The organism is Lentzea tibetensis (genome assembly GCF_007845675.1).
Lineage (GTDB): Bacteria > Actinomycetota > Actinomycetes > Mycobacteriales > Pseudonocardiaceae > Lentzea > Lentzea tibetensis.
Genome location: NZ_VOBR01000010.1, coordinates 275,138 through 288,786 on the forward strand (window position 1 = coordinate 275,138; position 13,649 = coordinate 288,786).

12 protein-coding genes are annotated in these 13,649 nt (G+C 69.7%); 5 read left to right on the forward strand and 7 right to left on the reverse strand.

Annotation, left to right across the window (positions count from 1 at the left end):
• Positions 1-83 precede the first annotated feature (83 nt).
• Positions 84-2,273 (forward strand): type VII secretion protein EccCb, encoded by a 2,190-nt coding sequence (gene eccCb, locus FKR81_RS18420; RefSeq protein ID WP_146353291.1) that lies wholly within the window; start codon positions 84-86, stop codon positions 2,271-2,273.
• 39 nt (positions 2,274-2,312) lie between these two features.
• Here the strand turns inward: eccCb and FKR81_RS18425 are convergent, their stop codons facing one another.
• Positions 2,313-3,953: a glutamate--tRNA ligase gene (locus FKR81_RS18425; RefSeq protein WP_146353292.1), complete on the reverse strand. Its 1,641-nt coding sequence runs from the start codon at positions 3,951-3,953 to the stop codon at positions 2,313-2,315.
• Positions 3,954-4,069: 116 nt separating this feature from the next.
• Between FKR81_RS18425 and FKR81_RS18430 the strand changes: the two genes are divergently transcribed.
• Positions 4,070-4,690 (forward strand): L-threonylcarbamoyladenylate synthase, encoded by a 621-nt coding sequence (locus FKR81_RS18430; RefSeq protein ID WP_146353293.1) that lies wholly within the window; start codon positions 4,070-4,072, stop codon positions 4,688-4,690.
• A gap of 3 nt (positions 4,691-4,693) precedes the next feature.
• Here the strand turns inward: FKR81_RS18430 and FKR81_RS18435 are convergent, their stop codons facing one another.
• Both FKR81_RS18435 and FKR81_RS18440 read right to left on the reverse strand, forming a co-directional pair.
• Entirely contained in the window at positions 4,694-6,520 is a 1,827-nt protein-coding gene (locus tag FKR81_RS18435; protein ID WP_146353294.1) for a S8 family serine peptidase, read from the reverse strand.
• Between the two features lie 117 nt (positions 6,521-6,637).
• Complete coding sequence (locus FKR81_RS18440; RefSeq protein ID WP_146353295.1) at positions 6,638-7,039, reverse strand: CoA-binding protein; 402 nt, start codon at positions 7,037-7,039, stop codon at positions 6,638-6,640.
• Between the two features lie 62 nt (positions 7,040-7,101).
• Here FKR81_RS18440 and FKR81_RS18445 point away from each other — a divergent pair, with 62 nt between their 5' ends.
• Both FKR81_RS18445 and FKR81_RS18450 read left to right on the forward strand, forming a co-directional pair.
• Entirely contained in the window at positions 7,102-7,620 is a 519-nt protein-coding gene (locus FKR81_RS18445) for an RNA polymerase sigma factor (protein ID WP_146353296.1), read from the forward strand.
• Positions 7,617-8,087, forward strand: a complete 471-nt coding sequence (locus FKR81_RS18450; RefSeq protein ID WP_146353297.1) for a transmembrane transport protein — start codon at positions 7,617-7,619, stop codon at positions 8,085-8,087. The genes FKR81_RS18445 and FKR81_RS18450 overlap by 4 nt, the downstream gene beginning before the upstream one ends.
• Before the next feature lie 10 nt (positions 8,088-8,097).
• On the opposite strand, the gene FKR81_RS18455 is transcribed toward FKR81_RS18450, so the two are convergent.
• Positions 8,098-8,829 (reverse strand): PucR family transcriptional regulator, encoded by a 732-nt coding sequence (locus FKR81_RS18455; protein WP_146353298.1) that lies wholly within the window; start codon positions 8,827-8,829, stop codon positions 8,098-8,100.
• Between the two features lie 126 nt (positions 8,830-8,955).
• Positions 8,956-9,963, reverse strand: coding sequence for a PucR family transcriptional regulator (locus tag FKR81_RS18460; protein WP_146353299.1), 1,008 nt, complete (start codon positions 9,961-9,963; stop codon positions 8,956-8,958).
• Between the two features lie 165 nt (positions 9,964-10,128).
• Here FKR81_RS18460 and FKR81_RS18465 point away from each other — a divergent pair, with 165 nt between their 5' ends.
• Positions 10,129-10,761, forward strand: coding sequence for a Crp/Fnr family transcriptional regulator (locus tag FKR81_RS18465; RefSeq protein WP_146353300.1), 633 nt, complete (start codon positions 10,129-10,131; stop codon positions 10,759-10,761).
• A gap of 2 nt (positions 10,762-10,763) precedes the next feature.
• Here FKR81_RS18465 and FKR81_RS18470 read toward each other — a convergent pair whose 3' ends face one another.
• Complete coding sequence (locus FKR81_RS18470; RefSeq protein ID WP_235921626.1) at positions 10,764-12,188, reverse strand: aldehyde dehydrogenase family protein; 1,425 nt, start codon at positions 12,186-12,188, stop codon at positions 10,764-10,766.
• A 121-nt stretch (positions 12,189-12,309) separates the two neighbouring features.
• Positions 12,310-13,023 (reverse strand): IclR family transcriptional regulator, encoded by a 714-nt coding sequence (locus tag FKR81_RS18475; protein WP_146353302.1) that lies wholly within the window; start codon positions 13,021-13,023, stop codon positions 12,310-12,312.
• Between the last annotated feature and the right edge of the window lie 626 nt (positions 13,024-13,649).

The following is a 13,649-nucleotide window of genomic DNA, read 5'->3' on the forward strand; positions in this document are numbered from 1 at the left end:
GGAGTCAATGGGAACGCTCTCACGAGTTTGGACCGGGAAAGCTCGCTGCACTAAGTTGATCTGTTCGGAATAGGGGGACGAACATGCCGAAGGTGAACCTGTTCGCGCTGGTGGGAGTCGAGGCGCCCGGCGCGTTCGACGCCGCGCCGTTCTGGGAGGCGCTGCCCGCTGCGCGCAGGTCGAAGGTGCCGATCGGGGCGACGCAGGCCGGCGTGCCGGTGGTGCACGACCTCGACGGAACGCAGCTGTACCTGCACGGACAGCGAGGGACGGGCCGAACGGAACTGCTGCGGGCGGCCGCGCTGGGCCTGATGCTCACGCACTCGCCCGCCGGCCTGAACATCGTGCTGGTCGACGGGACCGTCAACCACTCGTTCGCCGGCCTCACGTCAGCGCCGCACGTGCTGACCAGCGTCGATCGCGACAACCTCTTCAGCTCGGCGCGGCTGCAGCAGGCGCTGCGCGGCGAGCTGAACCGCCGCGCCTCCGGTGAGCAGCGCGCGGACCTGGTCATCGTGGTCGACGGGTTCGACTACCTGCCGCAGGACTGGCTGGACGCGCTGTGGATGTACGCCGAGCACGGCCGCAAGCTGGGCATCCACGTCATCGCGGCAGGCTCGACGGACGCCCCGCCGTGGGCGGAACGCGTCGTCGCGCTCACCGGACCGGGCACCGCGACGCTGGGCGGCACCGAGTTCGGGCCCGCGTTCGTGTCGCAGCCGCACGAGGGCACGACGCTGCTGGACCTCGCGGTGTCCCGGATGATCGGCCAGGGCGTGCCCGCGCTGGAGTTCGTCAAGCCACCGCTGCGCGAGGCGCCACCGGTGCCGGAGCTGCCCGCGGGCGACGCACCGCTGGTCGTGCCGATCGGGTTGATCGACGACCCGTACAACGGGCGCTACGAGCCGATGACGATCGACCTGTCCGCTTTGGACGGTCACGTGGTGGTGATCGGCGCGCACGGCTCGGGCAAGACGACGGTGCTCCAGACCATCGTGATGTCACTCGCGCGGCAGCACTCCCCCGCCGAGCTCCAGGTCTACGGCGTCGACTTCGCGAGCGGCGGCCTGAACGCGCTGGCGGACGTGCCGAACTGCCGCGCGATGGTGTCGTCGGCGGACAACTCCCTGCTGTGGCACCTGATCCACCAGCTCGGCGAGCTGCTGACGGCGCGGCAGAAGGCGTTCCGGGCGGCGGGCGTGTCGTCGGCCGCCGGGTACCGCGAGCACGTCCGCGCGAACGGCGTGGTCGACGACCAGCCCGGTGACGTGGTGGTCGTGATCGACAGCTGGACCGGCACCGCGGTGTACGACACGCTGCGCTGGCAGGTCATCGACTTCGTCAACCGCGGCCCGGACTTCGGCGTGCACGTCGTGGTCTCCGCGAACCGCTGGTCCGAGCTGGCGCCGGAGTTCCACGGCGCGTTCGGCACCCGGCTGGAGCTGACGCTCACCGACCCGTCGACGTCGTACGTCGACCCGAACGTGCGCCACGCGGGCCCCGGTCACGGCATCGACGGCCAGGGCAGGCAGTTCGTGGTCCCCGCTCCGCACCGCATCGAGTCGTGGGAGCACGAGGCACCCGCGAAACTGCGGCCGCTGCCGATCTCGGTGGCGTACGCGTCGCTCGGTGAGCCGGACGAACGCATCCCGCTGGGTGTCGGTGAAGGCGAGCTTCAGACCGTGTTCGCGGGCGACACGCAGCACTTCTTCGTGTTCGGCGACTACGAGTCCGGCCGCAGCACCGTCCTCCGCACGTACCTGCGCGGGCTCATCGCCTCACGCGAGGCGAAGGACGCGCTGTTCATGCTCATCGACTACCGCAAGTCCAACACGTCCGCGAACTGGGGTGATCACCTGCTCGCGTACGGCGTGCAACCCCAGCAGCTCAAGGACTTCATGGTCGACGTGCTGAAGTCGTTGCGCGTGCGGCTGAACGGCGAGTGGAGCGGTCCCCAGCTGTGGCTGGTGATCGACGACTACGACCTGGTCCCGGCGCACGACAACCCGCTCGCCGAACTGGTCGAGCTGATTGGGCAGGCCAAGCAGATCGGGCTGCACGTCGTCGTCGCGAGCAGGCACGTGCACGAGCCGGACCGGTTCCTCAACGCGTTCCGCGCGGACGAGACGTCCGTGCTGATGCTGAGCGGCACGGGCGGCGGCACCGAACCGCTGAGCGGCCTGCAGCCCGCGCCCTACCCGCCGGGCCGCGGCGTGCTCAGCACTCCCACCACCCGCACGGTGATCCAGACGGCGAACCTGCCGCACGAGTGAAGCAGGAGGGGCCGGATCGCTCCGCCCCTCCTGACGTTCTCAGACCAGGGAGCGGACCCGGCGCAGCACCTCGTCCTGGCCGAGCGTGCGGGCGACGGCGTGCAGGTCGGGGCTCTTGGTCGACCCGGTGAGCGCGACGCGGATCAGCTGCGCGGCCTCGCGCACCGAACCGTGGAACGCGTCCGGGTTCTTCTTGTACTCCTTGGGGTTCGGCGCGAACCCGTGCTTCTCGAGCAGCCCGCGGATCTGGTTGAACCACTCACCGCCGTCCTCGAGGTCGGCGTAGTTGTCCGCGAAGTCGGCCGCGAACGCCGACACGACCTTCGGGTCGACGCCACCGAGCCGCTCGTCGCCGTTGTCCACGAGCTCGAAGAGCTGCGCGAAGAAGAACCCGTACGCGGGCCGGAAGTCCGACCACTTGCGCAGGTCCTTGCGCGGGTTCGCGACCTCGGGGCCGCGCTCGACGGTCAGCGCGCGCAACGCGAGGTCCCGCTCGGCCGTCAGCACGTCCACCAGCGTCGCGTCGTGCGTGGCCGCCCACTCCTGCACCAGCGCGAGGATGTCCTCACCGGACAGGTTCGCCACGTAGTCCGCCGCGATGTCCTCCAGCTTGACCAGGTCGACGAGCGGCCCGGCGACACCGCAGTCGCCGAGGCTGAGCGGCGTGGCCAGCGCCTCGTCGAGCGGCAGCTCGGCGAGCCTGCCGTTCGCGAGCCCGCGCAGGTAGTACTGCACGGCGGGCGCCGGGAAGCCGGCCTCGATGTAGAAGTCGACGGACGCCTCGGGGTCCTTGCGCTTCGACAGCTTGCGGCGCGAGCCGCCCTGCTGCTTCATCAGCGGCGCGATGTGCGCGTACTCGACCCGCTCGAAACCGAGCGCGTCGAACAGCTGCAGGTGCGTCGGCACCGACGAGATCCACTCCTCGCCGCGGATGACGAGGTTGACCCGCATCAGGTGGTCGTCGACCGCGTGCGCGAAGTGGTACGTGGGCAGCCGCAGCTCGGAGTCCGACGCCTTGAGAACGACGACGTCGTTGCGGTTGGCCTCGTGCTCCAGCTGCCCGCGGATGGCGTCGACGAAGCCGACCCGCTCCCCCGCCTTGCCCGGCGAGCGGAAGCGCACGACGTACGGCTCACCGGCGTCGAGCTTGGCCTGGACCTCCTCGGCGGACTTGTCACGCCAGATCGCCCAGCGCCCGTAGTACCCGGTCGGCAGCTTCGTGGCCTGCTGACGTGCCGTGATGTCCGCGAGCTCGTCCTTCGTCGCGAAGCACAGGTACGCCTTGTCCTGACGCAGCAGCTCGCGCACGTAGGTGAGGTAGACGGCCTCGCGCTGCGACTGGAAGTACGGCCCGTAGTCGCCCCGCTCGCCCTCCTCGTCCGGCTGGATGCCGAAGTACGCGAACGCCCTGCCGAACTGCTCGACCGCGCCCTCGACCTCGCGCGCCTGGTCCGTGTCCTCGACGCGCAGCAGGTAGGCGCCACCCGAGTGGGTGGAGATGTCGCGGTCGATCATGCCCACGTACAGGCCGCCGATGTGCAGGAAGCCGGTCGGGGACGGGCCGAGGCGGGTGACCTTCGCACCGTCCGGCAGCTGCCGCGGCGGGTACTGCTTCTCCCAGTGCTCGGGCTCGGGCAGGCCCGAGGGGAACAGGGCGTCGACAACGGCACGGTCGAGCATCGCTACGGGTCTCCAAGCACTTCGGGATTGCTAGGTTGACACCTTAGTTGACGACGGCCACGCGCTCAGGACGGCCAACATGCTGGCCCCGCGCTGACCAGCCTAAGCTGCCCCGCATGGCGAAGTACCTCGACGTGCACCCGGTGAACCCGCAGCGCCGTGCGATCGACCAGGCCGTCAAGATCCTCCAGGACGACGGCCTGATCGCGTACCCCACGGACTCCTGCTACGCACTGGGTTGCCGTCTCGGCAACAAGAACGGCATCGACCGCATCAGGGAGATCCGCAAGCTGGACGACAAGCACCACTTCACCCTGATGTGCCAGGACTTCGCGCAGCTCGGCCAGTTCGTCCACGTCGACAACGACGTGTTCCGGGCGATCAAGGCGTCCACGCCGGGCAACTACACGTTCATCCTGCCCGCGACGAAGGAGGTGCCGCGCCGCATGATGCACCCCAAGAAGAAGACGGTCGGCGCGCGCATCCCGGACCACGTGGTCACGCAGGCGCTGCTCGAGGCCATGGGTGAGCCGCTGCTCACCAGCACGCTCCTCCTCCCGAACGAGGAGGAGCCGCTGATCCAGGGCTGGGAGATCAAGGAACGCCTCGACCACGTGCTCGACGCGGTCATCGACTCGGGTGAGTGCGGCACCACGCCGACCACGGTGATCGACTTCTCGCAGGGCGAGCCGGAGATCATCCGGGTCGGCGCGGGTGACACCGCACGCTTCGAGTAACCCTTACTGCACCACGAGCGCGTAGTCGGCGTCTGTGGCCGCGGTCTCGCGGTGGCCGTCGACGTTGATCTGCGAGCCGATGACCTCGACCGTCCAGGTGCCCGCCGCCGGTGCCTGGATGAGGACGTTCTCCACGTTGTCCACCGTGTTCGGCGCACCGCCCGGAGTGGACCAGTTGCCCGCGGCGAGACCGTTGTTGCCGTAGTAGACGGTCCCGTTCGGAGCGGTGACCTTCAACGTCAGGTCGTTGACCCGTGCCACGGGCGCGGTCGGTGAACCGGCCGGGTCGGTGTAGGCCAGCGTCGCCTTCAACGGCTTGCTGCCGTTGGAGGTCAGCGTGTAGCGGCGGGTCTGGCCGTTGGTGAGCAGGTCCGTCTCGTTCACCAGGATCGGCAGCTTGAAGCCGCCTGCCTTCGCCACGTCGTACGCGCCGCGCAGGGACACGGTGCCCCAGCCCTGGTGGGTGCGGGTCATGTCGTGCCCGGTGCCGGTGAACGCGAACTGCTCGGCGGTGTTGATCAGCAGCGCCTTCGCGGTCGCGGCGTGCGGGCGGGACGCGAACACGTCGCGCTTCTTGCCCGGTGCGCCGTCGAACACGCCGTCCGCCCACATCTGGAACAGCAGGCCCGCGTTGCCGCACGTGATCGGCGTCGCGCCGGACGTGCCGCCGAACCCGGTGGTGTACGAGGTGTCCGAAGTGGACGAGACGGTGTCGATGCGGTCGTAGTAGTTCGACACGTCCGGCTTGATGCGGCCGTCAGCGGCGGGACCGATGCTGGCTCCGCCGTTCCACTTGTCGTCGGTGCGGGACAACGTGTTGAAGTGGTACTGGCCGCCGACCGACAGCACGTTCTTCGACCAGGCCTGCGGACGCGAGTTGCGCGTGCCGTCGTTGCTCTGCGACTGGCAGATCAACAGGTCGTGGTCGAACACGATCCGGTCCAGTTCGGCGGACACCGACGTGTACGACGTGGTCAGGCCGCTGCCCCAGCTGTTGCTCTGGAACACCGCGCGGTACGGCCCTGCGGCGTCGACGAGCTGCTTGGTGTGCGCGTAGCGGTCGGGCTGCGAGTAGACGCCGAAGATGCCCTGCGCCTCGGGCAGCAGGCCGCGGTGCGCGCCGCTCACGCCGGACGCGAAGATCTCGCCGTACGTGGACGTGCCGTGCGACGTGCTCGCGCCGTTGCCGTTGTGGATGATCGCCGGGCGGGCGCGGTACTCCTGGTGCGTGGTGCGCAGGCCGCTGTCCATGACCTCACCGCGCACGCCCTGGCCGCGGTAGCCGCCGACCGTCTCGATGTAGTTGGCGCCGCCCGCCTCGCGGGCGATCGCCATGTCGGTCTCGGGTGCCGCGACCGCGCCGACGGCCAGCACCTCGGCCATCTTCGCCACCTTGGCAGCCTGACCGGCGTCCAGCACGGCCGCGATGTGCTCGCGGCTGGCCGAGATGGTCTCGACGCGGCCGCCGATCGCGGTGATCTTGCGGGCGACCGCGCGCTGGGCCGCCTCGTCCTGCTCGACGAGCGTGACCAGGAACGAGCCGGTGCCGCTGAGCATGATCGGCCCGTCGACGGACGCCTCGTACGGGGTGACCCGGTCGACGTAGCTCAGCTTGGTCAGCTGAGCGGTGTTCTTCGTGCGGACCACGTAGCCCTCGTCGGGCACGAAGGTGCCGATCTTCGCCCCCAGTGCGCGCAACTGCAGTCGTTGCGCGTCGGTGAGGGTTCCGTCGAACCGCACCAGGTAAGCGCCTTCCACCGGTGCGGCGACCGCTGGGGCGACGCTGAACGCGAGTGCCGCGGCGGACACCGCGGCTATGAAGCGCAGCATGAACAAACCTCCTGATCGGCAGGGATGCCCGAACCGGAGGAGGGTTCGGGCCCGTGATCAGGACGCTACAGAGAGGTACGACCGGCGGTCAGCCTCCGAAAGGCCCGAAATGCGGCTTCAGGCCCACTCGATCGCGGGGCAGCGGTTCATGACCATCCGCAGGCCGGCCGCCGTGGCCCGCTCGTACGCCGCCTCGTCGATCACGTCGAGCTGGAACCACACCGCCTTCGCGCCGATGTCGACGGCCTGGTCGGCGAACTCCCCCGCCTCGGACGAGCGGCGGAACACGTCCACGCAGTCCACGTCGAACGGGATCTCCTTCAGGCTCGCGTATCCGGGCTCGCCCCACACCGTCTCCGCGGACGGGTGCACGGGCACGATGCGCTTGCCGTGCCGTTGCAGGAACCGCGCGACGCCGTGCGCGGCGCGGCTGGGGTTGTCGGCGAGACCGACGATCGCCCAGGTGTGGCAGTTCTCCAGGATCCAGCGAATCGTCGGCTGATCACCCCAAGGCTCCATACCTCCAGCATGAACCTCGCGGGCTCGTGCGGCGACTGTTCTCATGTCGAGGAGGAGGTGACGTGGATCCCACCGCATTGCTCGTGGTCCGGTGTCAGCTGGGCGAACGCGAGGCGCTCGCCGAGCTGGTGCGCACCTGGCACACGCAGCTCTGGAACTACGCGCGCCGGATGGCGGGCGACGCCGAGACCGCGGACGAGCTCACCCAGGAGACGTGGGTCGCCGTGCTGCGTGGGCTGCCGAAGCTGCGCACGCCGGAGAAGTTCGCGCCCTGGCTGTTCACGATCGCCCGCCGCACACTGGCCAACCGCTTGCGCGCCCAGTACGCGACGCGAGCGGAACCCGTCGCGGAGCCGGTTGGGGAGCACGACGACCCGCTGGACCGGGTGGAGCTGCTGGCCGGGCTCGCGGACCTGCCGCTGCTCGAGCGGGAGGTGCTGGTGCTGTTCCACGTGCACGACCTGTCGTTGCAGGAGTGCGCCGAGGTCGTCGGGGTGCCCGCGGGCACCGTCAAGTCACGGCTGTTCCGCGCGCGCCGGATGTTGCGCGACGCGATGGTGGAGAGGGGGTACGGGCGGTGAAGGAGTTCGAAGAGCCGACGCTGTCCGCGGACGCGGTGCTGGCCGGGCTGTCGCTGGCCGGACGGGTGCGGTACGCGGCGGTCGGGCTGGCCGGGTTGACGGTCGCGCTGCTGGTCGGAGCGTTGTGGGCCACTGAGCCTTCGCTGCCGTTGCGCACGCACGTGGCGTTCGGCGGAATCGTCGCGGCCGGGCTCGGCTGGGCCGGTTTCGCCGGGTGGACGCTCACCCGGCGGGTGCCGCTGTTCGCCCGCGACCGGGTGATCGCGGGAGTGCTCGCGCTGACGTTCTCCGGCGCGACCGCGGTGGGCCTGGTGCTCGTGGCGGCCACACGCGGTGGCACCACCGCCGTGCTCACCGCGTCAGCGACCGGCCTGGTGCTCGTCACCGCGGCGCTGGCCCTGCTGGTCACCGGACGCCGCAGGCGCGCGGAACTGCTGCGCCGCAAGGCAGCACTGACCGGCCGGTGACGCGCCGGAGCTACAGGGGCGGGAGGAACGGGTGCGCCAGGACCAGTGCGTGCGCGGTCAGCGCGGCGTCCAGGGTGAGCACACCGAGCGGGGACGTCGGGCGGGCACCGGTGAGGCGTTCGATCGCGCGCAGCCGGTAGTCCAGCGTGCTGCGGTGGATCAGCAGCCGCCTGGCCGCGCCCGCCCGGTTGCCGTCCTCGTCGAGGAATGCGCGCAGCGCCTCCAGCAGCTGAGGCCGGTCGACCACCGGCTGGATCATCCTGACCAGCCGCGCGGACACGGACGGCTGGCGCAGCACGGCCACGTCGGTCAGCACGTCGCGCAGCTCGTAGACGCCGTCGTCCCGCGCGCTGGCGAGCACGACGGTCACCACGTCGGCCGCGGTCGCGCGGACGTGCGGCAGGTCGGCCCGCCGCCCCCACGAGACGCCCATCCAGGTGCCGTCGCCGATCCGCGAGTGCAGGTCGCGCACGATGTCACCCGCGTGACGGCTGACTGGGCACGGGAGCAGCACGTACCCGCCGCGCGGTGACAGCAGCGAGAGCGCACCGGCACGGGTCCTGAGCAGCGACGCGACCTCGGCGGCACCGCTCGGTGTCGCCGAGCGGAACGCGGCGACGGCGTAGGCGGGCGGCAGGTCGGGCGCCGATGCGACCTCGGCACCCGTGAGCAGCGCGCGAGCCGCTGTCGTCTCGGGTAACGGGGGTTTGGCACCTGCGGAAATGCCGATGGGCCGGGACATCGACATGTCCTCGGTACAAGTCACAGGGCCAGCCTCCACGATCGACTCACCAGGCACCCTACAAAGCACCTGTCGAGACGGTGTAGGCGATTTGGGTAGGTCTTAACGTTGGGCTGTCGTGACGTCTCAGTTCGTGGAAGCGCGACCACTCACCGCGAGAGCGGTGCTGAGCACCGCCAGGTCGCGCGGGTTGACCGGTGACAACCCGGTCAGCTGCTCCACCTGCCACAACCGGTAGTCGATCGTGCTGCGGTGGATGAACAGCCGTTTGACGGCCAGTGCGCGGTTGCCGTCCGCCTCCACGAGCGCGGTCAGCGTCTCCACGAGCACCGGGTTGGCGAGCAGCGGCGCGACGACGCGGCTGAGCTCGGCGCTCACCTCCGGCGTCGCGACCGCGGCGTACTCGAACAGCACGTCGGTGATCCGGTACACACCCGGCGCGCGGCCGAGCGACGTCACCAGCTCCAGCAGGTCGTCGACCTCCTTGCAGGCCAGCGGGATCTCGCCGACCGGGCGTTCGGACACGCACAGCCACACCGAGCCGAACAGCTCGTGGCGGACGCGTTCGCACAGCGCCACCGCGACGTCCTCCTCCAGCGGCACCAGCAGGTGGCCGGTCGCGGACGACACCGTGCCGAACAGGCTCGGCACCACCTCACCGGCCTGCGCGCGGAACGCGTTCTCCACATCGGATGGTGAGGAACCGTTGGCGCGCACCGAGATCACCGAGAAGACCGACCCGGCGACGCCCGCGTCCGCCGGTACGGAACGGCCCGCGAGCAGTGCCTCCGCGAGCGCGCGTTCGTCGCGCATGCCCTGCCCCTCGTGAAATCCGCTGAGCACCTCCATCGCCACGATCGTGCCGACGGCGGCGACCTGCAGCGCGGTGCCGACGCTGACCGCGACGGCCTGCGTGAGCAGCCGGTCGACGGTGCGCAGCGCGGACACGAGGCTCGACCGCGTGATCCGCAGCGACGCCAGCTGGTCACCGATGCGCGTGGCGATCGAGACGGCCCGCTCCTCCCACCCCGGGACGTTCTGCGCCGCCTCCCGGTACACGGGGCGCAACTCCTCGCGCAGCTGGGCGACCAGGTCGCCCGGCGCAACCGCGCAGTCAGGAGTGGAGGAGTTCATGCCCCATTTCAGCAGGTAGGCGCATGGAAGAACGACCAGTTCTTTCGAGCGCAATGCAAGTGGGCACCCGCCTAACGTCGTCGTTGAATCCGCTTCACCCCGACGAAACAACCGGAGTCGGTAGTGGTTCAACAGCTTCTGGCACCCCGTCCGGCAACGGCAACGATGCGCGAGATGTGGCCCGGCGTGTGGAGCCAGTTCACCCGCGCACTGGAACCCGTCGAGTTCGCGAAGGGCGACACGATCCTCCGCCTCGGCACCCGGACCGACGTGCTGCACGTCATCAGATCCGGCAAGGCGAAGACGACCTGCACGTCCGCCGACGGCAGGGAGCTGCTGCTGGACTTCCACGGGGCAGGCGACGTGCTGGCCGAGCCGACGCTGTTCGACGCGGGCCCCGCCACGACGACGACGATCGCGGTCACCGACGTGCGCACGGGCCGGATCTCCTTGCGGGACCTGCACAAGTGGCTCGTGATGTGCCCGGAGATCACCGAGCACCTGCTCGCCACGCTCGCGCGCAGGCAGCGGGAGCGCTTCCAGATGCGCATGGACGTGGTGCAGGTCGACGCACCCGCGCGCCTCGCGAAGGCGTTGCTGCGGCTGGCAGGCCGGTTCGGCGGCGCGGTGCTCGTGATCGAGGACCTCACCCAGGAGGAACTGGGCCAGTACATCGGTTCCCGGCGCGACACGGTGAACAAGACCCTGGCCGAGTTCGCGCAGCGCGGGTGGATCAGCATCGAGCGCAAAGCCATCTTCCTGACCGACCCGGCGCAGCTGGCGCGCTGCGCCGGGTGAGGTCACTGGTCTTCGAGCCTCGGCACGCCCAAGGGGTTCTCCTCGCGGAGCACGTCGGGCAGCAGGTGCCGCGGCAGCCCCTGGAACACGACGGGCCGCTGGAACCGCGCGATGGCACCGACCCCGACCGTCGTGTGGTGCGGCGCGGTCGTCGCGGGGTACGGGCCGCCGTGGTGCATGGCGGGCGTGACGGACACGTCGTTGGGCCACTGGTTCCAGACGACCCGCCCCGCGCGCCCGGCGAGCTCGGCGAGCAGCTCGGGCACGACGGCGTCGCCGTTCTCACCCTGCACGGTCGCCGTCAGCTGGCCGGGGAGCGCCCTGGCGAGCGCGAGCAGCTCCTCGTCGGTGTCGTAGTGCACGACCACCGCGACCGGCCCGAAGCACTCGCTCAACGCGTCCTCCGGTTGCGCGAGAACGTCTTTCGCCGTGGTGAGCAACAACGTCGGCGTGTGCCCGTCGGCCGTCGCGTCACCGTCGACGAGCGGCTTGAGCTTGTCGCGCAGCTCCCACAGCCCTTCCTCGTAGCGCTCGGCGACGAGGGTGTTGAACAGCGGCTCGACCCTGGTGTCCCGCGCCTGCTGCGCGGCGGCCTCGGCGAGCACCGATGTCGACGGCACCACGAACACACCGGGCTTGGTGCAGATCTGCCCACCGGAGTGCGTGTACGCCTCGACGAACTGCCGCGCGATCTCAACCCCGCGCCGCGCGGCCGCGATGCGCGTGACGAACACCGGGTTCACACTGCCGAAGCCGCCGTAGAACGGAATCGGCTCCTCGCGCCCGGTAGCCAACGCGTACAGCTCGCGCCCCACCTTGGCCGACCCGATGAACGTCACGGCCTTGATCCGCGGGTCCAAGACCAGGTCGCGCCCACTGCGCTCCCCGTGCACCAGCGCGAAAACCCCTTCCGGCGCACCCCGCTCGGCCAATGCCCGCACGACCAGCTCAGCCGTGCGATCCGACAACTCGGGGTGCGTGTGGTGCGCTTTCAACACGACGGGACACCCCGCGGCCAGCGCTGCGGCCGTGTCACTACCAGCGACGGAGAACGCGAACGGAAACGCCGACGCCCCGAACACCGCGACCGGCCCCACCGGCACCAGCATGCGCCGCAGGTCGGGCCGCGGCCCAGCGGGCCAGTTCGGGTCGGCGTGGTCCACCATGGCCCCGAGGAACCGCCCGGCCCTCAGATGCCGCGCGTACTCCCGGAGCTGAAACGTGCACCGCCGCAGATCGAGCCGCAGCCCGTCGAACGGCAGCCGGCACTCCCACCCGGCGAGCGCGATGAGCTCGTCGGCGTCGCGCTCGAGCGTGTAGGCGATGTGGTCCAGCACCGCGGCGCGGTCGGCGGGCTTGGTAGCAGCCCACTCCCGCGCGGCGCTGGCCGCCTGGTCCAGCACGGTTTCCCAATCGGTGCTCTCCACGTTCCCTACTCCATTCCACAATGGACGGATGTATACTTCTTCTTGCAGCATAAGCTTTTTCCTGTTGAGAAAGCTTCCGCCCACGGGGACGTGTAGAACTTCTGCTAGTACGCACATTTCCTCAATGCGCGGAAACAGCGGTGAGGTGCGCCGCCAACCTGCGCAGATCACCGACCAGCTGCTCCCTCAACTCGGGCGTGGCCCGCGCACTGAGAATGGCCACGCTCACCGCCGCGCACACTCCACGTTCTCCACCCAGAGCAACCCCGTACGCGGTGACCCCGACCGTGCTCTCCTCGTTGTCGACCGCATACCCCTGCCGCCGAATCTCTTCCCTGTCCCCGAGCTCCACCTTCAACCGCTCGGCGGGCGTCCCGGCCAGCATCGCCTTCCCGGCCGCACTCATGACAGCGGGGACCCGCTTGCCCACATCGGACGCGAGGTGCACGTCCTGCTTCCCGTTGTGCCGGGCCAGGTACACCACGTCCAGTTCGTCCAACACCGACAGCAGCACAGTTTCCTTCGACGCGACCGGCATGCACGCCGCATGCCTCAAGAACTCGTCGACCACCGACGTACCCGCCAAGAACCCCTGCCCCAACTCGACGACCTTGTGGTCGAGGGCCCACCGCCCACCGAGCCGACGCACCATCCGACACGCCTCCAGCGCCGCACAGAGGTTGGCCACCGTGGACTTGGCCAGGTCCAACCGCCGCGCCAGCTCCGTCAGCGACAACGGTTCCGGGCTGCGCGCCAACTCTTCGAGGATGCCAACCGCCCGCGTGACAGCGGGCGAGCGGCTGTGGACCACGCGCAGGGAACGAAAAGAGGCCATGGCGCATGATCGCCCGGGAGCCGTTAGTACTTTCACCAACGGCGTTGTGATGCTCTAGACCTGTTGGACCGCATGTGGTCCGGGCAACAGCTGACTGCGCGACGGGAATGGGCAAGTAGCGCAACTCGACGAAACCGGCGGGTACCCAAGGGAGCGCAGCTAACCAGCGGGTACCCGAAGGAGCGCGGCTCCACCGGGCAGGCACCAAGGGAGCGCGGCCGAACCGGCGGGCACCCAAGAGCGCGGCCTCACCAGGCAGGCACCAAGGGAATGCGCATAACCGGGCAGGAACCAAGAGAACACCAGCCCGACTGGCGCGAACCAAGCGAGCACCCACCCAACCGGCAGGTACCAAAGGAGCACCGCCCAACCGGCAGGTACCAAGAGCCCAGCGAAACCGGCAGAGACCAAAAGAAAAGAGCGCCCGCCGCACTCCCAACCCCCGCACTGCCCAGCGGGCGCGGCCCCCGAGCACAAACCGGCGGCCAAATGATCAGAACAAACTTTCCCGGAGGGCAGGGGCGGGGAGGGTCTCGCTGATCAGGCGCAGCCTTGCCACATCGAAAATGCCCTGTCAAGGCAGCTTTTCCGCCTTGACAGGGCATTTTCGCTGTGGCGACCGTGAG

What these genes read in the sequence shown, in the direction of transcription:
- FKR81_RS18435 (WP_146353294.1), bottom strand. Translation starts at nt 6,520, where the DNA reads ATGCTGCGCTTCATAGCCGCGGTGTCCGCCGCGGCACTCGCGTTCAGC.
- FKR81_RS18440 (WP_146353295.1), bottom strand. Translation starts at nt 7,039, where the DNA reads ATGGAGCCTTGGGGTGATCAGCCGACGATTCGCTGGATCCTGGAGAAC.
- FKR81_RS18430 (WP_146353293.1), top strand. Translation starts at nt 4,070, where the DNA reads ATGGCGAAGTACCTCGACGTGCACCCGGTGAACCCGCAGCGCCGTGCG.
- FKR81_RS18425 (WP_146353292.1), bottom strand. Translation starts at nt 3,953, where the DNA reads ATGCTCGACCGTGCCGTTGTCGACGCCCTGTTCCCCTCGGGCCTGCCC.
- FKR81_RS18465 (WP_146353300.1), top strand. Translation starts at nt 10,129, where the DNA reads ATGCGCGAGATGTGGCCCGGCGTGTGGAGCCAGTTCACCCGCGCACTG.
- eccCb (WP_146353291.1), top strand. Translation starts at nt 84, where the DNA reads ATGCCGAAGGTGAACCTGTTCGCGCTGGTGGGAGTCGAGGCGCCCGGC.
- FKR81_RS18475 (WP_146353302.1), bottom strand. Translation starts at nt 13,023, where the DNA reads ATGGCCTCTTTTCGTTCCCTGCGCGTGGTCCACAGCCGCTCGCCCGCT.
- FKR81_RS18455 (WP_146353298.1), bottom strand. Translation starts at nt 8,829, where the DNA reads ATGTCCCGGCCCATCGGCATTTCCGCAGGTGCCAAACCCCCGTTACCC.
- FKR81_RS18460 (WP_146353299.1), bottom strand. Translation starts at nt 9,963, where the DNA reads ATGAACTCCTCCACTCCTGACTGCGCGGTTGCGCCGGGCGACCTGGTC.